The organism is Sphingomonas sp. SRS2 (genome assembly GCF_000971055.1).
Classification (GTDB): Bacteria; Pseudomonadota; Alphaproteobacteria; order Sphingomonadales; family Sphingomonadaceae; genus Rhizorhabdus.
This window is the reverse complement of record NZ_LARW01000068.1, coordinates 1-18,404: the sequence shown is the minus strand read 5'-3', so window position 1 is coordinate 18,404 and position 18,404 is coordinate 1. Positions and strand designations below refer to the sequence as shown.

Genomic DNA, 18,404 nt, shown 5'->3' with positions numbered 1-18,404 from the left:
GGAGCAGCCGGCTCACCGAAGTTGTAGACGAGGCTCAGCAGAAGGCTGTGCGAACGCCAGGTGCCCTCATATTCGGCGCCGAGACGATCGACGACGTTGGCATCCTTAACATTGAAGTAGCGGTACTTCAGGCCGACATCGACATTGGTCGAAACCGGGTAACGCACGCCGGCGATTGCCTGCCATGCGAACTTGGAATCGCTGTCGTTGAGGAAGTCGTCGCCAGAGACATTATAGCCGCTGAACTTCACGCGAGCGATACCGGCACCGCCGCCGACATAACCCGAGAAGCCTTCCTCGCCACCGAAGTCGAGCAGGCCGTTGACCATGAAGCTGAGCGCGCTGTTCTTGCCCGACGCATCCGAATAGGTTCCGGCAGGAGCGCCGACACCACCGATATTGGCGGGCGTACGCGACGCCGTCGTCGTGAAGCTGTTTACCTTCGCGCGCTTGTAGGCGACTTCGCCCTCAAGGCGGAACATTCCGAAGTCGTAACCGACGATGCCGTCGACGTCGAAACCGGTGCTGCTATCGACACTGGCCTGGCCTGCCGTCGCGGTCGGCGTAGCGCCAACATCGAACTTCAGGTCTTCCATCAGCATGCCGCCGCCTTCGACGCCGACATACCATGCATTATCACGAGCAAAGGCCGGCGCTGCGAGCGCGGTCGATGCGAGCGCTGCCAGGATGGCTAGCTTGCGCATATTATTCCCCTTTCCAACAGGTTCCAAATGGAACTGTGTTCAACTAACCCATTCTTCCAGATACGCGCAAGCGCATCTGTTTCTGGTAAGTACCAATATAATGAGGGTCCATTCCGGCCCCGCACCACATCTCCCAGACAGCCGCTAAACGGACGTTTCGGGAAAGGGTTGCATCGGATAGGAAAAATTTCATCTGCGTTCTCAACTGTTGCAGTAGAGCAACAGTTATCGACGATTTGACGCCGCTGCCTTCATCCCGCGAGCGGAAGCCACACTTCGTTCGCGCGTTGCGCGCCCGGCTTGAGCGGCGAGGTGTAATAAGCATGCTCGGCGAGCCCTGCTGCAACCCTGCCCTGATCCTTCAGCCAGCGCTGCAGTTCACCGGTTCGGGATTTGAGCAGCCGATCGGTCGGCTTGCCCGGAACCATCATCACCGCCACCTCGCGCGCAGGCACCACAGCTATCGCGATATTCTCGCCCGGCGGTTCGATAGTGTCGCCACTCGCTTCTTCGGGCAACAGGAAGCGGATGCGCCAGGCACCTTCCGCCAGCGGCTCGGCTAGCACCGGCATGGTGATGGGAAGCTCGTCGCCCTCGCGGCCTTCGCCGAACATATAAGCAGCAAGCCGCCCAAAACCGGTGCCTAGCGCGCGATCGCGCGAGCCGGATTGATCGGTCGCGAGCACGGAAAGTGCCGGATAACGCCGAATCTCGAAGGGACCGTCCGCAAGGACCAGCTCGTAGGCCGGCGCTTTCGCGGTACGCTGCTTGAAATAGACATAGGCCGCGCCAGCCGCCGCAACGGTCGCCACGCCTGCCAATATTCTACCCCAACCGATCTTCGCCATTGCCCGCTCCGGTTCCGCGCCGGCTCAATAGTCATCGCCCCGGAAAATTGCCAGTTTCTTCGGCCTGCCATTGGCTCGGGTCATCTATGATATGACCGCGCCTTGCGATGAGCCGGGCAACTGTAGATAAGCCTTTAGCCAGACTGGTTCATGAAAGAGGCCCATGAAGACCTGCATTCGGGAAGTTCGGCATGCCCGGGGGCTTACCCTGCAGGATGTAGCGGAACGCTGCGCCCCGCCGACCACGGCCCAGACGATAGGCCGGCTGGAAACGGGCACGCGCACGGTATCGATCGCCTGGCTCAATCGTATCGCAGGCGCCCTCGGTGTCGAGGCCGCCGAATTGGTTCGCGCGCCGGAGCAACCAATGCCCGACATCGTCGCCCTGCTGAGCCCGGAGGGCGCAACGCCGCCGCGCAGCGCCCAGATCGCCGCACTGCCACGCCCGGCCCATGACGGCCTGACGATGCTCGTCGACGCCAGCGTCGGCGATTATCGCCATGGCGACATCGTCTGGCTCGAACGCCTTGAACCCAAAGCCTTCGGCGCTGCGCTCAATCGCGACGTTCTCGTGCCACGGCCCGGCGAACGCTTCCTGTTCGGCCGCCTCATCGGACGCGAGGGCAATCGCCTCCAGTTGCTTCCGCCAGGACAGGGCTCGCGCCAGCAGGTGGTCGCCGACGCGCCGTGGATCGCGGTGACGACCCAATTGCTTCGCGCCCTGGGCTGACGTGCTTGTCAGCAACGCCGGGTAAGCCCATCATCCTGCCATCATAAAAATATGTTGCAGGAACATCATGACAAAACCAACCGAAGCCGAGCTGAGCGGCGCCACGCCGCGTCGACGCCCCAAGCCTGAAATCCTGGAAATCGGCGGACGCCGGTTGAAGCCGTCCACCCTGATGATGGGTCATGGCTATGATCCGATGCTGTCCGAGGGAGCCCTCAAGCCGCCAATCTTCCTCACCTCCACCTTCGTCTTCGAAAGCGCGGCCGCGGGCAAACGCCACTTCGAAGGCGTGACCGGCAAGCGGCCGGGCGGCGCCGACGGCCTGGTCTATTCCCGCTTCAACGGGCCCGACCAGGAGATATTGGAAGATCGGCTCGGCATCTGGGAAGACGCGGAGGACGCGCTGAGCTTCTCGAGCGGCATGTCGGCCATCGCAACGCTGATGCTGGCGCTGGTCCGGCCCGGCGACGTAATCGTCCATTCCGCGCCGCTCTATGCCGCGACCGAAACCCTGATCGCCCGCATCCTTGGCCGGTTCGGCGTCTCCTGGGTCGATTTCCCGGCCGGAGCTACACCTGAGGAAATCCAGGCGGTGATGACGGCGGCGAAAGCCAAGGGCCGGGTTGCGTTCGTCTACCTTGAAAGCCCCGCCAACCCCACCAACGCTCTCGTCGACGTCCAGGCCGTGCGCGATGTGCGGGACGAATCATTTGCGGATGAGGCGGAAAAGCCGCCGATCGTCATCGACAATACCTTCCTCGGCCCGCTCTGGTCGAAGCCGCTCAAACATGGCGCCGAAATGGTGGTCTATTCGCTCACCAAATATGCCGGCGGCCACAGCGATCTCGTCGCGGGTGGCGTGGTCGGGTCAAAGGCGCTGCTCGATCCGATCCGCGCCATGCGCAACACGATCGGCACGATCACAGATCCGAATACCGCATGGATGCTGCTGCGTTCGCTGGAAACCCTCGAGCTGCGGATGAGCCGGGCCGGCGAGAATGCGGCGAAGGTCTGCGAATGGTTGCGGCATCAACCACAGGTCGACCGCGTCGGCTATCTTGGCTTCCTGGAACCCGGATCGCGCCAGGCTGATATCTACAACCGCCATTGCGACGGCGCTGGCTCCACCTTCTCGCTTTACCTCAAGGGCGGAGAGCGCAAGGCCTTCGCCTTTCTGGACGCGCTCAAGATCGCGAAACTTGCGGTGAGTCTGGGTGGAACCGAGACGCTGGCCAGCCACCCCGCGGGCATGACCCATCTGTCGGTGCCCGAGGAGCGCAAGAAAGCGCTCGATATCGGCGATAATCTCGTGCGTATCTCGATCGGCATCGAGGACCCGGACGATCTTATCGCCGATTTCGATCAGGCGCTTAAAGCGATCGGCTGACCAGCGAACGGCGCGGCGTCCGGAGCAGGGCCCTGCCCTATAACCGGGCGCCGAGGGAGACCGCGGAGAAATAAGCCGTCATCGATCGGGCGGCGGTTCGGTCAGTTCGATAAAAACCCGGCGTCCATCGACCGGATCGGCCACCCGCCGTAGAAATCCCATGTCGGTAAGCTGCTTGATCCAGCGCAGCGCGGTGGTGGCGGGCACAGCCGCGGCGATGCACAAGCTCGACACCGCAACCGACCGCCCCTCGATCCGGGCAGCGGTGAGATCGAGCAATATGTCCCATGCCGGGTCGGCGAACAGCCCGCTGCCGAAGAAGTGCGCCCGCAGCCGGCGGGAGCGGATGATTGATCGGATCGCAGCGGCATCGGTCATCTCGGTGCCGCCGACTGTCTCCTCTGGGTCTTCGGCGGATGCGATTCCCGACGCGGCAGAACCGTTGTCGCCATCGAGCGACGCCGCCATCACGCGTCCATGCCGCTCCGCCGCCTCGGTCAGATATTGCAGGCGTGCGGCCTCCCCATTCTCCGGCGGCTCGCGCAACTGCGGTTGCCCCCGCTCGAACGCCCGGGCCAGCGCGCGGCCGAGTGTGTGCGGATCGCGTCCTACCTGCAGGTCGATATCATCATGGCTGATCACCGAAGCCGCGATATCGATCAGGCTGGGTGCGATGAGGAGGATGCTTATAAATTGCCGCGCTCGCGCGGCATCTTCGATTCGCCGCAACAGCTGATCGAGCCCCGTGCCATGGTCGATCGTGAGATCCACGATAACCACATCGACGGCGATCTGGCTGTCGAGGCGCTCCGGGGCCTGCTCGATCGGCAAAGATGCGGCGACGCGCGCGCCGCTATCCGTCGCCGACGCGACCGCCATAGCACGGCCCGCTTCGGTATCACCGAAGACCAGAACTGTAGGAGCATCGCTCCAATCCGCCATTACTTGACCTCCAGCGGCCCCACCAACACGCGTCAGCCATGTTCGATATCTGTTCGAAAAACTAGCGACCGAGGCCCTCCTGTCAGCTGGGAATTGCTCCGGAATGGATCAACCTGTTCGCCGGAGCCGTAACGTTCCCGCGTGTGTCGCGCGGGACGAGCCTGTTTTCGGAACATCGGCGGCCAACGCTTCGTTTGTTTCGAGAATTTGGGGTCAGAGAAAGGCGACGTTATGTCCGGGAAATACAGCGCGCGAAATAGTCAGGGCCGGCACGTCGTCGCCAAGGATGATCCCCTGGCGATCAGCTTGCTCAAGCAGGAGCATCATGTCTTCCGCTCGCTTTTCGACGAGGCCGAAGAGGCGGACACCCAGCGCCTGACCGAGATAGCGCGCGAATTATGCATGCGGCTGAGCGTCCATATGGCGATTGAGGAGGAGATCCTCTACCCGGCACTGAAGCCCATCCTGGGCGACGACGAGGTCAACGAGGGCATCGTCGAGCATCAATCGGGCAAGCGCATCATCGCCGAGCTCGAGCAGCTCGACGGCACCGAAGAGCTGTTCGCGGCGAAGGTTCATGTGCTTGGCGAAGAAACCGTCCACCATATCGATGAGGAGGACGAGGATATGTTCGAGGACGCCAAGTCTGCGCATAGCGATGGGAAGATCGATCTCGATGCGCTCGGCGAAACGCTGCGGGCGCGACAGGCGGAGCTTTACGACCAGATTTCGTCGACCGGCGAAACCGGCAAGACGTGCGAAGCGCAGCCCGACGAGGTCGAACGCGCCTGATCGATGCCCAGCCGCTCTCTGCCGTTGCTCGCCGGCAACGGCTGGCGGCGTCAGCCGTCGCTCTGCCGCTCGATGTCCGCGCCGACCGCCGACAGCTTCTCCTCCAGCCGTTCATAGCCGCGGTCGAGATGATAAACCCGGTGCACGCGAGTCTCGCCCTCGGCTGCCAGGCCTGCAAGTATCAGACTCATCGAAGCACGCAGATCGGTTGCCATCACCTCGGCGCCGATCAGCTTGTCGACGCCCTTCACCACCGCGGTGCGGCCATGGACCTGGATGTCGCTGCCCATCCGCGTGAGCTCGGGCACATGCATGTAGCGATTCTCGAAGATCGTCTCTGTGAGCACGCTCGTGCCCTCCGCCAGCGCCAGCATTGCCATGAACTGCGCCTGCATGTCGGTCGGGAAGGCCGGGAACGGCGCGGTCGATACGGTAAGCGCCTGAAGCTTGCCATCGGCGCGGACATGGATCCCGTCCGCGACCTCGTCGACACTGACGCCGGCGCTGCGCAGGCCCGCGATGATGGCTTCCATATCCTCCGCCCGCGCCCCGGCCAGCAGCAGGTCGCCGCCGGTGATCGCCGCTGCGCAGGCATAGCTGCCGGCCTCGATGCGATCGGGCATCACGGCATATTCGGCGCCGTGCAGGCTGGTCTTGCCCTGGATAGTCAGCCGGTCGCTGCCGACGCCGTCGATCTCGGCGCCCATTGCGACAAGGCAGCGGCACAGATCCACGATCTCCGGCTCGCGTGCGGCGTTCTCCATCACGGTCTCGCCGCGCGCCAACACGGCGGCCATCAGAGCATTCTCGGTCGCACCGACCGAAACCACCGGGAAATTGATTCTCCCGCCGGTAAGCCCGCCTGACGGCGCGGTAGCCCGAACATAACCAGCCGCCAGTTCGATCTCCGCGCCGAGCGCCTCTAGCGCCTTCAAATGCAGGTCGATCGGGCGGTTGCCGATCGCGCAGCCGCCGGGCAGCGAAACCGTCGCCTCGCCGGCGCGCGCAAGCAGCGGGCCAAGCACCAGGATCGACGCACGCATCTTGCGGACGATGTCATACGGCGCGACGGTCGAGGCGATCGCCTTCGCCGACATCCGCATCTCGCGTCCGATCACATCGCCGGTCCCGCGCTGCACGGTCGTCGAGACGCCGAGCTCGTTCAGAAGATGTCCGAAGCTGTCGACATCGGCGAGCCGCGGCAGATTGGTGAGGGTCAGCGGCTCCTCGCTGAGCAGCGCGCAAGGCAGCAGCGTCAGAGCGGCGTTCTTCGCGCCCGAGATGGGCAGCCGCCCCTTGAGGCGGTTGCCGCCGCGAATATTGATGCAATCCATGTGCTGCGTTTATCGCCTCTCCAGAAACGCGCAAGCGTTGCGATGCCGTTATCACGGTCGAAGCCAAAGAGGTTCAAACAGACAAGCGCATGCAGCGCGTCGGGGTGCTAGCGATCACGCCAACGGCAGCAGAGGCTCACCCTCTGGCGTTGGAGAACCAAAATCAAGGAAAGCGTGAAAAAGCCCTCAGGCCTTTTCAAGTGTGCATTGAAGAGGATGCTGGTTTTGGCGCGCAAAGTCGACGACCTGACTCACCTTCGTTTCGGCGACCTCATAGCTGAACACGCCGCACACCCCGACGCCCTTCTGGTGGACGCTGAGCATCACCCGCGTCGCATCCTCGATGCTCATCCGGAAAAAACGCTGGAGGCACAGCACGACGAATTCCATCGGCGTATAATCGTCGTTGAGCATCAGCACCTTATAGGGCGACGGCTTCTTCGTTCGCGTCCGGGTACGGGTCGCGAGGCCCACGCCCGTTCCATTGTCGTCGCCATCCTTGCGGTTGGCCATCGCGGTCGGCTCTGTCGGGTTGGAAAGCTGACTCATCGTCGGAACAGGACTCGCACTTCAAACGGGGGTGAAGAGCAGAATATGGCAACGGGTGCCGTTTCGGCAAGAGGCTGGCTATCGCCGCCCCGTCAAAGCCTGTCCAAAAAGCGAACCGGCCGCCCTCGAACGAGAGCGGCCGGCGCGATATCTGCAAGCTGACGCTAAAGGGTCAGAGTGCGGCGGACTTGATCTTCTCTGCCGCGAGCGCGTAGCGGCTCGAAATCGGCTGAAAGATGTCGCCGGCCAGCTTGAGCCATGCTTCGCTGAGCTTGGACGCCTCGGCGACCGCGCTGTCGAACGACGACTTGGCGTAATCGCTCTGGATCTGGAAAAGCTCGGTCGGGGTCTTGACCGTGGCGAGAGTCTTCATCGTCGCCGTGGCGGTCTCGAAGCTCTTCTTGCCATAGTCGGCCAGTTCCTGGCCCAGCGTTTCCGCGCCCTTGGCGGCGGTCTTCGCCGACACGGCAAGAGCTTCCATATTGCCCTTGGTGAACTCGGTCAGTTCTTCGCCGGCCTTCGCGGTCTTTTCGAACGCGGCCTTCGCACGATCGTTGAAATCAGCAATCATCAGTTGAACCTTTTCAGCAGCAGCCTTCGGCTTGGGTTGGATGGTAGCGGCCATGACGGTCATTCCCTTCTTTTCCGGCGGTAACGCTGCCGGGGCGGATTCGGCGACCGGCGACGCAATCTTTGCGACCGGTTTCGCCGCGATTTCTGCGATCTTCGCCACCACCGGCGCAGGCGCAGGTGCGGGCGTGACCGGCTTGGCTGCAACCGGGGTGGGCTTCGCCACTTCCGCGGGGGGCTTCACCTCCGGGGTGGCAGGCTTCGCAATCACCGGAGCCGGCGTTGGCACAGGCGCCTTCACCTCACGCGCGGCGGCCTTCGCCGTCGCAACCACCGGCTTGGCCGGAGCCTTGTGAGCGGGCTTCGCCGAACGCGTCAGTTTGCCCTTTACCGGACCTTTATCCGCCATCGAATCGAAATCCATCATGGATGATGCGATGCACAATACTCATTTCCTGAGCAAATGCAAGATTGATTGTGCAGTGCAGCATAACAGAGGGAGAGGCGCAATTTTTCCCGAAAAACTGGGAAAAACATGCGCGTGCCGACAACATCGAACGGTCAGGGGAGTTCCCGGATAGCGAAAACATTTTGCAGTTGCGTGTCAGCGCGTCCGCACATAGCGGCCTGGGGCGTCCTCAATCGCAGCCAACTTGCCCTGCCCCGGCAAGCGCGCGCCCTTGACCGGCACCGCCTTGCTGCCCAGCCCTTCAAGCCACAACCGCCAGTCGGGCCACCAGCTTCCCTTCGTCTCGCGGGCCACAGCCTCAAACGCTTCGAGGCTGTCCGCCGGCTGGTCACTGGTCCAATATTGATATTTGTTCGCGGACGGCGGATTGACCACCCCGGCGATATGCCCCGATCCGGCCAGCACGAAGCGCACCGGCCCGGCGAGATGCTCGGTGAGCTTCCAGACGCTCCGGCCTGGCGCGATATGGTCCTCGCGGCCAGCCTGCACATAAGCGGGCGTCGCGATGCGGCGAAGATCAATCGGCACGCCGTCGATGGTCAGCGCACCGGGCTCGACCAGCTTGTTGTCGCGATACAGATCCGAAAGATAGGCGCTGTGCCACTTGGCGGGCAGATTGGTGGTGTCGCCATTCCAGTAAAGCAGGTCGAAGGCCGGATACTCTTCGCCCAACAGGTAATTCTGGACGACATAATTCCAGATCAGGTCGCGCCCGCGCAGCAGGTTGAACGTCGCCGCCATATAGCGTCCGTCGAGCACGCCGGTTTCCGCGGTCAGCGTTTCCAGCAACTGAAGCTGCTCGTCGTCGACGAACAGATTGAGGTCACCCGCCTCACTGAAATCGATCTGCGCGGTGAAGAAGGTGGCGCTGGCGACCTGCCCGGCCTCGCCCTTCCCCGCGAGATAGGCCAGCGTCATCGCGAGCGCGGTCCCCGCGACGCAGTAACCGATGGTGTGGACCTGCTCGACCCCAAGCAACTCGCGCACCGTCTCGATCGCGTCGACCTGACCCCTCACGACATAGTCGTCCATGATCACATCGGCGATGCTCTCGTCGGCCGACTTCCACGAGACGACGAACACCGATAGCCCCTGCCCGATCGCCCAGCGGATGAAGCTGCTATTGGGGTTGAGGTCGAGGATATAGAAACGGTTGATCCAGGGCGGGAAGATCAGCAGCGGGGTCTCGAGCACCGTCGCGGTGGTCGGCGCATAGTGGATCAGCTGGTAAAGCGGCGTTTCGTGGATGACCTTGCCGGGCGTGGCGGCGATGTTGCGGCCCAGTTCGAACGCATTGGTGTCGGCATGGGTGAGCTGCCCTTTGCCGAGGTCAGCGAGCATATGGTCAAGGCCGTGCAACAGGTTCTCGCCGCGCGTCTCGAAGATTCGCTCCAGCACCAGTGGATTGGTCAGCGGGAAATTGGATGGGGACATCGCATCGGCGATCGCCCGGACGCCGAATTTCAGCCGCTCGCGCTGGCGCGGGTCGAGGCCTTCCAGCGTATCGACGCCTTTGATCCATGCATCGCACAGCAGCAGATAGGCGTCGGCCATGATCCCGAAGATCGGCGTTTCACGCCATTGTGCTGCCTTGAAGCGACGATCATGCGCGGCCTCCGCGCCGGGCGAACCTTGGAACATTTGTCCGAACAGGCCGAGACCGGCCTTGATCAGTTCGCTCTGCTGGGCCGCAAACTTTTCGGGGTCGGCGAAGATCGGCGTCGGCATCGCCGGCAAAGTCAGATCGGCTGGCGCATTCGCCATCGCCTCGGCGACATGCTCCATCAACATCTGCTGCGCCTGACCGATCACGCCGGTCCAGTGCTGAACCTCGGTGAGCGAAGGCGTGTGAGCATTCTCGCCGTCCACGGTCTTGCCCCAGTCTTCGTCGATCTCGGCCATGCGCAGCTCCAACCAAGCTTTTTTCATGATGCGCCTGCAATCGACGCACAGAATCTGTATAGGTCGCTGCGGCGAACATGGGGGATACCGTCCTGCTCGCCAAGTCCGAAACCCAAAGGAATGACAATGTCCGAGGAATTTTACCGCATCAAACGCCTACCCCCTTATGTCATCGCCGAAGTGAACGCGATGCGGGCGGCGGCGCGAGCGCGGGGCGAGGACATTATCGACCTTGGCATGGGCAACCCCGATCTGCCGCCTCCGCAGCATGTCATCGACAAGCTGTGCGAAGTCGCGCGCAATCCCGACGCGCACGGCTATTCCGCGTCGAAGGGCATTCCGGGGCTGCGCAAGGCGCAGGCCAATTATTATCAGCGCCGCTTCGGGGTCGATGTCGATCCCGATAGCGAGGTCGTCGTCACGCTCGGCTCAAAGGAAGGTCTGGCGAACCTTGCACAGGCGATTACCGCGCCGGGCGACGTCGTGCTGGCGCCCAACCCGAGCTATCCCATCCACACCTTCGGCTTCATCATCGCCGGGGCGACGATCCGCTCGGTGCCGACCACGCCCGACGAACGCTATTGGGAAGCACTAGACCGCGCGGTGAAGTTCACCGTGCCAAAGCCCTCGGTGCTGGTGGTCGGCTATCCGTCGAACCCCACCGCCGAAGTAGTGGACCTCGCCTTTTACGAGCGACTCGTCGCCTGGGCGAAGGAGCACAAGATCTGGGTGCTCTCCGATCTCGCTTATTCGGAACTCTATTATGACGGCGTGCCGACACCTTCGATCCTCCAGGTGCCCGGCGGCAAGGATGTCGCTGTCGAGTTCACCTCGATGTCGAAGACCTACAGCATGGCCGGCTGGCGGATGGGCTTCGCGGTGGGCAACAAACAGCTGATCTCGGCGCTGACCCGCGTGAAATCCTATCTGGATTATGGCGCGTTCACGCCGATCCAGGCGGCGGCGGTAGCGGCGATCAATGGTCCGCAGGACATCGTCGAGAAGAACCGCGAACTTTATAAGCGCCGCCGCGACGTGCTGGTGGAGAGCTTCGCACGTGCGGGATGGGATATTCCGCCGTCACGTGCGTCGATGTTCTGCTGGGCGCCGTTGCCCCCGGCGGTCGCGCATCTCGGCAGCCTCGAATTCTCGAAGCAGCTGCTCACCCATGCCGGCGTCGCGGTGGCGCCGGGGGTCGGCTATGGCGAGGACGGCGAAGGCTTTGTCCGCATCGCGATGGTCGAGAACGAGCAGCGCATCCGTCAGGCGGCGCGCAACGTGAAGCGCTATCTCCAGTCGATGGGCGCCAATGTCGGCACCAAGACCGCGAGCTGACATTAAAAGAGGGAGGCGGTCGCCCGCCTCCCTCGATTATTGAACTTAACTGGATAAGCTTATTTCGCGGCGAAGACCGATGCGCCGCCGGATTTGGCCGCCAGCTCGCCCGACGTGCGGAACCGCACGGATGCGCCCGCATAATCGCCTGAAACCGCATCGCCCTGGATACGAAGCCTGAACGCTTCGCCGGTGGAGACGTTGGTGCCGGTGACCAGCTGATAGCCGTCCTTCGACGCGACGGCATACTCATAGGACACGCCATCGCGGGTGAAGCTTTCGGCCATTGCCGGCGCCGTGGCGACCGACGACAGAAGTGCGAGCATAAGAAAAGTCTTCATCACAAATCTCCCTTCGAATTGAGCCAGCAGGTCCTCTTTATTGTGCGATGCAACATCTCTTTCACTCGCAAAGTTCGCAATTGATTATTACGGTGGAACGAGTGCAGATTTTGCATTGAGTGTGTATGGCGCAAGCGTGGCTGCGCGAATTGCATCTGGCCCGCATCACGTTAGGACTGGCTTCATCGGCGAAGAGCCGCATATCGGCCACAGCCATCCGAGCAGGGAGCGCATCAAATGGTGGTAATCCCTTCCGCGACCGATAGCGTCGCCCACGCCATCTCGCTGGCTCTCGCGCCATCCTTCCTGTTGACCGCGACCGGCGCGATGCTGGCGATGCTCACGGGGCGGCTCGGGCGCGTGATCGATCGAGCGCGCTGGATCGAGCAGAATTTCACGCCAAAGGACGACCCGAGCCATGCCTATCAGGTCCAGCAGCTTCGCCTGATCGACCTGCGGATGAAATACGCCAACCGGGCGCTCGTCCTGTGCACCCTCAGCGCGGTGCTGATCTGCGTGGTCATCGCCGGATTGTTCAGCGCCGCGCTGTTCGATCTCGCGCTCGGGCAGACACTGGCGACCGCTTTCATCCTGGCCATGCTGCTGCTGATCGTGGGCCTGGGCTATTTCCTCTATGAAGTGCGCATCGCTGTGGAAGCAACCCGCGTTCAGGACGAACTGCTCGAACGCGAATGATGCGCGAGCGCCGGCTTCTCCAGGGCGTCGTGACGATCGCCTGCCTCGTGCCGATCCTGACCGGGCTGGATGGCGTCCTGCGCGGCGTCGGCATGTTCCGGCTTGACGAGTTGCCCGTCAGCCTCGACAGCCACTTCCGCTATCTCTCGGGCATCTTCCTGATGCTCGGCTTCGCCTTCGCTTCGACCATCGCGGCGATCGAGCGCCAGGGGCCACGCTTCCGCCTGCTAGGCGCGATGGTCATCATGGGCGGCCTCGCCCGCGCACTCAGCTGGGCGATGGTTGGCGCGCCCGCCATCGGCCACCAGCTTGGCCTCGCCATGGAACTGGTCGTGGTGCCGCTGCTGATGCTGTGGCAGGCGCGCGTAGCGGGGCAATCCATTCAAGATGCCTGATGTCCGGAGACAATTTTCATGACCTTCCGCAGCGTCCTCCTTGCTCCCATCGCCGCCGTCGCGACGACCGCCGCGTGGGCCGCACCCGTCACCCTGCCCGATGGCACGAAAGCCGAGGACGTAAAGATCGGCGCTGGCGCTGTGGCGCAGAACGGCCAGACCGTGACGGTCCATTATAGCGGCTGGCTCTATCTGGACCGCATGCGCGGCAAGAAGTTCGATTCGTCGCGCGGCAGCCGGCCTTTCACGTTCACGCTCGGCGCCGGGGAGGTCATACCCGGCTGGGATACCGGCGTGGCGGGGATGAAGGTGGGCGGCCACCGCACGCTGATCCTGCCGCCGTCGGCCGGCTATGGTGCGCAGGGCGACGACACCATCCCGCCAAATAGCTGGCTGATCTTCGACATCGAACTCGTCCGCGTCGAATGAGGAAAATCGCCCGGCTGGGGTGTCTCGAAAATCAGCTCAGATCGAGCCGAAAAGGGGGATTTTCGAGCATCGGCGCGCAGCCTACTTCATGTACGTGAGCACCGACCCGCAGACAATCGCGCTTTGCAGGCCGGTATGAGCTGATTTTCGAGACACCCCAAAATGAAAAGAGTTGCCGGGGCCTGCGCCCCGGCAACTCCAAACATGGTCAGCGGCCGGAGTGCCGGCCCGGAGAACAAGTGGCGCGTTAGACGCGCGTTCCCCGAACGGACAGAACCGACCTCCATGCTGAACCATGAGACATCGGTCACCTCCTTTCGCAAAGTTGCCAAGAACTTTAACATGAGTCATTCGCACGTTACGAACAAGCCTTGTTTTCAAAATTATTTTCGGCAATCCTCGATCGCTCGCGCCGGCTCCGCCCAGGTTGGAATCGCCAGGCTTGGCAGCCCCGGCGACACAACCGCGATCCGGCCCCGGCTGAACACCATCTCGTCGAAAAACGCGTCCCTGGCATTCAGGATGACCGCGCTCATCGCCGTGCCATTCTCGTCGACATGCCCCGCTGGGAAGCGTGCCGTCCGATAGGAGGTGGTGATGGCGAGTTCACTCGTCCTGCCCGCCCGCATGATCGTCACACGGCGCGTCGCGGGATCGCACGATATCGCGAACTGGATCGCGGCCCCATCACCATAGCGCGCCGATGACGACATATTGCCGGGCATGTAGCGCCAACGCCCCGGGGTCAGCGGCCAGTCCCGCCAGTCGCCGCTCAACGGCGGCGGAGCAGCGGCTACGGGCGGCGGCGGCGGCGGTGCCTGCTGCGGCGGCGGAGCCGGGGGCGTCGCACAGGCGCTGAGGGCCAGCGGCAAGGCGAGCCACCTTATATCGGTCGATCGGGAAGCCATTCATCGCCCATGACGGATTCGCTGGCGGAAGAAAACCCCCGAGGAGATCAGGAGCCCCCGCGGCAGGTCTTGATGAGTCGAATGACCGCGGGGCCGATCGGGACGATCGTCTTCCGCGTCGCGTGGAGCTGGATCTCCATCGGCTTCGTGCCGTCAAGCGCGTTGAAAAAGGCATGAGTGGCGGGCAGGACCGAAATGATCGTCCCGCCGCCGTCCTGCGAATAGCTGGCGTCCATCATCAGCTTGACCTTACCGACTCTGATCGCCTGTTTGTCAAAATCGCCTGGCGCACCGGTGCCCACCGCGATGAACTCGATCGCCCTGGTGCGGGTCGTGCAGGCGAACGCGAAATTCCACTGGCCGCCCGTGCGGCTGTAGATCACGCCCGGACCGTCACCCAGCGCATTGACATAATACCAGCGATTGGGCTGGCGCGCATCCGGCGTCGGCGGCGCCGGCGTTGCCGGATCTATCGGCTGCTCGACGATCATATCCTGCCCGGCGGCGGTGTCGGGCAGCGCGGCTGCGTTGCTGTCGGCATCGCCCGCCCCCGTCGCGTCGACCGCCACGGGTGCGGCAGGGGCAGGCGCGGGCGCCTCCTCTGCGACCATGAACTGGCTGATCGCGTAGATCAGCAACACCAGCAGCACCGTCAGCAGCAGGATTACCGTCCGCACGCGCCGCAATCCGGAGCGCTTCCGGATCAGGGTTGGCGGTGGGTAGCCTGCGGGGCCAATGGGTGCGTCCATGTTCACTCGGCGTTGAAAGCCGCCGCGTCGATGGAGATCGGCTTCACATTGGCGGTCTCGGTCACCGATAGTTCATAGGAAACGCTGGTGCGCTTCACCTCGGTCTGGTCGTCGGTCTCGATCACCTGGGTCTGCATGTCGTCGACCTCGGGCAATTCGCGCGCACGGATGATCCGGGTGAAGGATTTGCAGTCGGGAGCGAGCGCCGGGCCGAAGGCATATTGGATGCGGTAGGTGCCGTCGGGCACACCTTCGACCGTGACCTCCTCCATGCTCCGCAGGTAGAAGCTCGCCGCAAGTTTGCTCGTCGCGGCGTGGCGCATCTTGACCAGCGCGTCACCGCCCCCGGCATTGGAGAATTCCACGCTGTGCCCCTCGGACGCCAGCTTCATGTCCCCCGCCAGCTTCTCGCCCGACGGCGGCGGCGTGGCGCAGACCGGCCCCGTCTCGGGCGCGACCGGAAGTCCGGCGGCGGCATCGGCGGCGGCCATCGCCGCGGCGCGCGAGGGCGGGTCGGCGGCCTGTGCTCCCGTGGCGAATAAGATAAGGGCCGCGCCGAGCCCCTGGCCCAGCCTGCCGAAAGATCTAGTCATTTCCACCCCCGATCGGACACCCGAAGATGCCGGCCTGCGGGCATTCTGCGCGATAAACCATCAGGTTGAAAGGGTTTAAAGGTAAACTCTCCAGACGCCGCACCGTTTAGGCTTGACTTGTCACCGCTACAGGCGAGCATCGCGGCATGAAACCGGACCCGCGCGTCGACGACTATATCGCCAAGGCAATCCTCTTGGCCGGCAAGCGTCCCAACTGGAAATATGAGCGCTGTTGAGACCCGCGCTCCGCCCGTTCGCCGCCTGCATTGCGCTGCTGTCGCTCGCGGGCTGTATCCCCGCGGGCCGCTCGCCCGGCGGTGGCTGGCGTCCGCCCGCCGAGAGCCCCGAGCGCTTCGCGAAGTGCGTCGCGATGATGCGCGCCGAAGGGTCGCAAATCGACGCCCTTCCCGACCGCAACTTCGACAATGGCTGCTCGGCGACCTCGGCGGTCAAGCTGGTGGCGATCGGCATCCCCGTGACCAATCTCGGCGCGGTAAAATGCACCCTCGCCGCGCCTTTCGCGCGCTGGATACGCGAGGATGTCACCGCACAGGCGACCCGCTGGCTCAACGGATATGTGACGCGGATCGACAGCTTCGGCTCGTTCGCCTGCCGCCCCGTGAACAACCAGGCAGGCAACCGCCTGTCCGAACATGGCCGCGCCAACGCGATCGACATCGCCGCCTTCCGGCTGAAGGACGGACGCCGTATCACTGTGAAGGAAGGCTGGAACGGCGACGATCCGCAGATCCGGGGATTCCTCCGCGCGCTGCATAAATCGGCGTGCGGGCGCTTCTCAGTGGTGCTGGGGCCGGAAGCGAACGCGCTTCACCACGACCATTTCCACTTCGACATGGGCAGAGGCCCCTATTGCCGATAAATTAGGCGCGGCGGCTGTAATGCTAGTGAAAGCTTCCTATCTGTAATGAGAATATGATGGCACATCGAAAAGTACCGAAGCGCGTCTTTGCCCGCGCCAAAGAGGATGCGGCAGTCGCCGAGACCGCGACCGAAACACCGCAGACCACCGACAGCAGCTATAAGCTGGCCTTTCAGGACCCCGAATTCCTGCTGCGCGAGGATCTGCGTCCGATCCGCTTCCAGCTCGAACTGCTCAAGCCCGAGCTACTGCTCGATGAGGCCAATATCGGCTCGACCTTCGTGATCTACGGATCGGCGCGCATCCCCGCGCCCGACAAGGCCGACGCGCTGGTCAACGCGGCGACGACCGACCGGCAACGGCATATCGCCGAACGGCTGCGCGCCAAGAGCAAATATTATGACGAGGCGCGAAGGCTCGCGCAGCTTTCCAGCGAATGCCCGGCCGACGCCGACGGCAAGCGCCAGTTCGTGGTCTGCTCGGGCGGTGGTCCCTCGATCATGGAGGCGGCCAATCGGGGCGCCGACGATGTCGATGCGGAATCGATCGGCCTCAATATCGTCCTGCCGTTCGAGCAGACGCCGAACGCCTATGTCACCCCGCATCTGAGCTTCCAGTTCCACTATTTCGCGCTGCGCAAGATGCACTTCCTGCTGCGCGCCCGCGCGGTCGCGGCCTTTCCTGGCGGCTTCGGCACCTTCGACGAACTGTTCGAGCTTCTGACCCTGGTCCAGACAGGAAAGGTGGCGCAGCTGCCGATCTTCCTGTTCGGCGAGGAGTTCTGGCGCAAGGTCGTCAATTTCGACGGACTGGTCGAAGAGGGCGTGATCAGTGAGGCCGACCTCAACCTGTTTCGCTTCGTCGAGACCGCCGAGGAAGCGTGGGATAAGCTTACCACCTATTATGCTACCCGCGACCGCGCCTATCTCCACCGCGATCCGCCCAGGACGGCCTGAACCCTTTCGCCCCCGGTGACGTTCTGCCGTCATGGCGGCGGACGAACCCATCGAGGCCCTGCGCGAGGCAGCACGCCATCGCGGCCTGAAGCTGGTCAAATCGCGGCGGCGCAAGGCCGGTGGTGATTTTGGGCGTTTCGGGCTGACCGACGCCAGCGGGACGCCGCTGCTTGGCTTCGGCACGGAAGGGCTCACCGCAACCGTCGACGACATCACCGCCTATCTCCAGAAAGGCATTGCGGCGACCTGGGCCGAATCCGCCCGTACGACACATGCACGAGTCAGGAAGGCGAAAGCCGAAGTTGAGCCTAGGCCGACGCCGAAGGCCGAACCAACGCAAGAGACCCGAGCGCCGCCTCCGAAGCCTTCCGTGCCTGTACCGGCGAAGCCACCCGAGCCGCCTCCCCTTACGATCCGAAAGGCCAAGGCCGGCGACGCGGCGGACATCGCGGCGCTGGCGAAGCTTGATGCGGCCGCGACGACCAGGGCCATGCGCGGCGGCGTTTCCGCGATCGTCGCCGATCGGGGCGGGATCATCGGCTGTATCACCTCGCATAAGGTGCCGACACTGGCCGGCGAGGCGATCGGCCGCATCACCATGATCGTCGTCGCGCAGGACGAGCGGCGGCAGGGCATCGGCACCGCGCTGGTTGAGGCCGCGCGCGCCGCGCTGGAAAAAGATGGCTGCACGCTGATCGAGGCGATGAGCGACATCGAAGTGCGCAATTTCCACGGCTTCTATCGCACACTCGGCTTCCGCCAGCGCAGCTATCGCTTCACGATAGGGTGATCGGCCGCAATCTACAGTTTGTTTCACTTACGTGGAAGCGGTACCGGCCCGCTCCCCCCCCCAACCTCCCGACATATTACGCTGGATCGGGAGGGTGGGTGGGGG

At 63.5% G+C, this 18,404-nt stretch carries 21 protein-coding genes; 10 read left to right on the top strand and 11 right to left on the bottom strand.

Annotated elements, in window-relative coordinates; genetic code table 11:
- Window positions 1–704, bottom strand: a 704-nt coding sequence (locus WP12_RS07725) for an outer membrane protein (RefSeq protein ID WP_046193135.1), incomplete at its 3' end; no start/stop codon positions are given.
- Window positions 705–955: 251 nt separating this feature from the next.
- Window positions 956–1,552, bottom strand: coding sequence for an SOUL family heme-binding protein (locus WP12_RS07720; RefSeq protein WP_046193134.1), 597 nt, complete (start codon window positions 1,550–1,552; stop codon window positions 956–958).
- A gap of 163 nt (window positions 1,553–1,715) precedes the next feature.
- On the opposite strand from WP12_RS07720, the gene WP12_RS07715 reads away from it, so the two are divergent.
- Both WP12_RS07715 and WP12_RS07710 read left to right on the top strand, forming a co-directional pair.
- Complete coding sequence (locus WP12_RS07715; RefSeq protein WP_046193133.1) at window positions 1,716–2,282, top strand: helix-turn-helix domain-containing protein; 567 nt, start codon at window positions 1,716–1,718, stop codon at window positions 2,280–2,282.
- A 67-nt stretch (window positions 2,283–2,349) separates the two neighbouring features.
- Entirely contained in the window at window positions 2,350–3,669 is a 1,320-nt protein-coding gene (locus WP12_RS07710) for a cystathionine gamma-synthase family protein (protein ID WP_046193132.1), read from the top strand.
- Between the two features lie 78 nt (window positions 3,670–3,747).
- Here WP12_RS07710 and WP12_RS07705 read toward each other — a convergent pair whose 3' ends face one another.
- Window positions 3,748–4,611, bottom strand: a complete 864-nt coding sequence (locus WP12_RS07705; RefSeq protein WP_084691027.1) for a winged helix DNA-binding protein — start codon at window positions 4,609–4,611, stop codon at window positions 3,748–3,750.
- A gap of 231 nt (window positions 4,612–4,842) precedes the next feature.
- On the opposite strand from WP12_RS07705, the gene WP12_RS07700 reads away from it, so the two are divergent.
- Complete coding sequence (locus tag WP12_RS07700) at window positions 4,843–5,403, top strand: hemerythrin domain-containing protein (RefSeq protein WP_046193131.1); 561 nt, start codon at window positions 4,843–4,845, stop codon at window positions 5,401–5,403.
- Between the two features lie 50 nt (window positions 5,404–5,453).
- On the opposite strand, the gene murA is transcribed toward WP12_RS07700, so the two are convergent.
- From murA to WP12_RS07680, 4 genes are all read right to left on the bottom strand, one after another.
- On the bottom strand, window positions 5,454–6,737 hold the full coding sequence (murA, locus tag WP12_RS07695; RefSeq protein WP_046193130.1) for a UDP-N-acetylglucosamine 1-carboxyvinyltransferase: 1,284 nt from the start codon (window positions 6,735–6,737) through the stop codon (window positions 5,454–5,456).
- Window positions 6,738–6,923: 186 nt separating this feature from the next.
- The gene (gene clpS, locus WP12_RS07690; RefSeq protein WP_046193129.1) at window positions 6,924–7,250 is read right to left on the bottom strand and encodes an ATP-dependent Clp protease adapter ClpS; all 327 of its coding nucleotides are present in this window, start codon (window positions 7,248–7,250) and stop codon (window positions 6,924–6,926) included.
- 208 nt (window positions 7,251–7,458) lie between these two features.
- Window positions 7,459–8,265 carry a phasin family protein gene (locus WP12_RS07685; protein ID WP_046193137.1) on the bottom strand — a complete coding sequence of 269 codons (807 nt, stop codon included), beginning with the start codon at window positions 8,263–8,265 and terminating at the stop codon, window positions 7,459–7,461.
- A 195-nt stretch (window positions 8,266–8,460) separates the two neighbouring features.
- The gene (locus tag WP12_RS07680) at window positions 8,461–10,227 is read right to left on the bottom strand and encodes a PHA/PHB synthase family protein (RefSeq protein WP_046193128.1); all 1,767 of its coding nucleotides are present in this window, start codon (window positions 10,225–10,227) and stop codon (window positions 8,461–8,463) included.
- 126 nt (window positions 10,228–10,353) lie between these two features.
- Here WP12_RS07680 and WP12_RS07675 point away from each other — a divergent pair, with 126 nt between their 5' ends.
- A complete protein-coding gene (locus tag WP12_RS07675) occupies window positions 10,354–11,562 on the top strand; it encodes an LL-diaminopimelate aminotransferase (protein ID WP_046193127.1) in 1,209 nt (402 codons plus the stop codon).
- 59 nt (window positions 11,563–11,621) lie between these two features.
- On the opposite strand, the gene WP12_RS07670 is transcribed toward WP12_RS07675, so the two are convergent.
- Window positions 11,622–11,903, bottom strand: a complete 282-nt coding sequence (locus WP12_RS07670; RefSeq protein WP_046193126.1) for a hypothetical protein — start codon at window positions 11,901–11,903, stop codon at window positions 11,622–11,624.
- Between the two features lie 237 nt (window positions 11,904–12,140).
- On the opposite strand from WP12_RS07670, the gene WP12_RS07665 reads away from it, so the two are divergent.
- The 3 genes from WP12_RS07665 to WP12_RS07655 are packed head-to-tail and all read left to right on the top strand — an operon-like array spanning window position 12,141 to window position 13,423.
- Entirely contained in the window at window positions 12,141–12,599 is a 459-nt protein-coding gene (locus tag WP12_RS07665; protein ID WP_046193125.1) for a DUF2721 domain-containing protein, read from the top strand.
- Complete coding sequence (locus WP12_RS07660; RefSeq protein ID WP_046193124.1) at window positions 12,596–12,994, top strand: DUF4345 domain-containing protein; 399 nt, start codon at window positions 12,596–12,598, stop codon at window positions 12,992–12,994. The genes WP12_RS07665 and WP12_RS07660 overlap by 4 nt, the downstream gene beginning before the upstream one ends.
- Before the next feature lie 18 nt (window positions 12,995–13,012).
- Complete coding sequence (locus tag WP12_RS07655) at window positions 13,013–13,423, top strand: FKBP-type peptidyl-prolyl cis-trans isomerase (RefSeq protein WP_046193123.1); 411 nt, start codon at window positions 13,013–13,015, stop codon at window positions 13,421–13,423.
- Window positions 13,424–13,806: 383 nt separating this feature from the next.
- On the opposite strand, the gene WP12_RS26215 is transcribed toward WP12_RS07655, so the two are convergent.
- The 3 genes from WP12_RS26215 to WP12_RS07640 all read right to left on the bottom strand — a co-directional run bounded on the left by WP12_RS26215 (window position 13,807) and on the right by WP12_RS07640 (window position 15,673).
- Entirely contained in the window at window positions 13,807–14,331 is a 525-nt protein-coding gene (locus WP12_RS26215; protein WP_046193122.1) for a hypothetical protein, read from the bottom strand.
- Window positions 14,332–14,378: 47 nt separating this feature from the next.
- A complete protein-coding gene (locus tag WP12_RS07645) occupies window positions 14,379–15,008 on the bottom strand; it encodes a hypothetical protein (protein WP_152663931.1) in 630 nt (209 codons plus the stop codon).
- Between the two features lie 74 nt (window positions 15,009–15,082).
- The gene (locus WP12_RS07640; protein ID WP_046193120.1) at window positions 15,083–15,673 is read right to left on the bottom strand and encodes a hypothetical protein; all 591 of its coding nucleotides are present in this window, start codon (window positions 15,671–15,673) and stop codon (window positions 15,083–15,085) included.
- Between the two features lie 232 nt (window positions 15,674–15,905).
- Between WP12_RS07640 and WP12_RS07635 the strand changes: the two genes are divergently transcribed.
- From WP12_RS07635 to WP12_RS07625, 3 genes are read left to right on the top strand one after another with little or no spacing between them, the layout of a single operon-like run.
- Window positions 15,906–16,553, top strand: coding sequence for an extensin-like domain-containing protein (locus WP12_RS07635; protein ID WP_052730268.1), 648 nt, complete (start codon window positions 15,906–15,908; stop codon window positions 16,551–16,553).
- A 56-nt stretch (window positions 16,554–16,609) separates the two neighbouring features.
- Entirely contained in the window at window positions 16,610–17,509 is a 900-nt protein-coding gene (locus WP12_RS07630) for an LOG family protein (protein WP_046193136.1), read from the top strand.
- A gap of 31 nt (window positions 17,510–17,540) precedes the next feature.
- The gene (locus WP12_RS07625; RefSeq protein ID WP_046193118.1) at window positions 17,541–18,299 is read left to right on the top strand and encodes a GNAT family N-acetyltransferase; all 759 of its coding nucleotides are present in this window, start codon (window positions 17,541–17,543) and stop codon (window positions 18,297–18,299) included.
- Window positions 18,300–18,404 lie beyond the last annotated feature (105 nt).

Coding starts and splice junctions, on each gene's coding strand:
- WP12_RS07720 (WP_046193134.1), bottom strand. CDS start 1,552: ATGGCGAAGATCGGTTGGGGTAGAATATTGGCAGGCGTGGCGACCGTT.
- WP12_RS07715 (WP_046193133.1), top strand. CDS start 1,716: ATGAAGACCTGCATTCGGGAAGTTCGGCATGCCCGGGGGCTTACCCTG.
- WP12_RS07710 (WP_046193132.1), top strand. CDS start 2,350: ATGACAAAACCAACCGAAGCCGAGCTGAGCGGCGCCACGCCGCGTCGA.
- WP12_RS07705 (WP_084691027.1), bottom strand. CDS start 4,611: ATGGCGGATTGGAGCGATGCTCCTACAGTTCTGGTCTTCGGTGATACC.
- WP12_RS07700 (WP_046193131.1), top strand. CDS start 4,843: ATGTCCGGGAAATACAGCGCGCGAAATAGTCAGGGCCGGCACGTCGTC.
- murA (WP_046193130.1), bottom strand. CDS start 6,737: ATGGATTGCATCAATATTCGCGGCGGCAACCGCCTCAAGGGGCGGCTG.
- clpS (WP_046193129.1), bottom strand. CDS start 7,250: ATGGCCAACCGCAAGGATGGCGACGACAATGGAACGGGCGTGGGCCTC.
- WP12_RS07685 (WP_046193137.1), bottom strand. CDS start 8,265: ATGGCGGATAAAGGTCCGGTAAAGGGCAAACTGACGCGTTCGGCGAAG.
- WP12_RS07680 (WP_046193128.1), bottom strand. CDS start 10,227: ATGGCCGAGATCGACGAAGACTGGGGCAAGACCGTGGACGGCGAGAAT.
- WP12_RS07675 (WP_046193127.1), top strand. CDS start 10,354: ATGTCCGAGGAATTTTACCGCATCAAACGCCTACCCCCTTATGTCATC.
- WP12_RS07670 (WP_046193126.1), bottom strand. CDS start 11,903: ATGAAGACTTTTCTTATGCTCGCACTTCTGTCGTCGGTCGCCACGGCG.
- WP12_RS07665 (WP_046193125.1), top strand. CDS start 12,141: ATGGTGGTAATCCCTTCCGCGACCGATAGCGTCGCCCACGCCATCTCG.
- WP12_RS07660 (WP_046193124.1), top strand. CDS start 12,596: ATGATGCGCGAGCGCCGGCTTCTCCAGGGCGTCGTGACGATCGCCTGC.
- WP12_RS07655 (WP_046193123.1), top strand. CDS start 13,013: ATGACCTTCCGCAGCGTCCTCCTTGCTCCCATCGCCGCCGTCGCGACG.
- WP12_RS26215 (WP_046193122.1), bottom strand. CDS start 14,331: ATGGCTTCCCGATCGACCGATATAAGGTGGCTCGCCTTGCCGCTGGCC.
- WP12_RS07640 (WP_046193120.1), bottom strand. CDS start 15,673: ATGACTAGATCTTTCGGCAGGCTGGGCCAGGGGCTCGGCGCGGCCCTT.
- WP12_RS07630 (WP_046193136.1), top strand. CDS start 16,610: ATGGCACATCGAAAAGTACCGAAGCGCGTCTTTGCCCGCGCCAAAGAG.
- WP12_RS07625 (WP_046193118.1), top strand. CDS start 17,541: ATGGCGGCGGACGAACCCATCGAGGCCCTGCGCGAGGCAGCACGCCAT.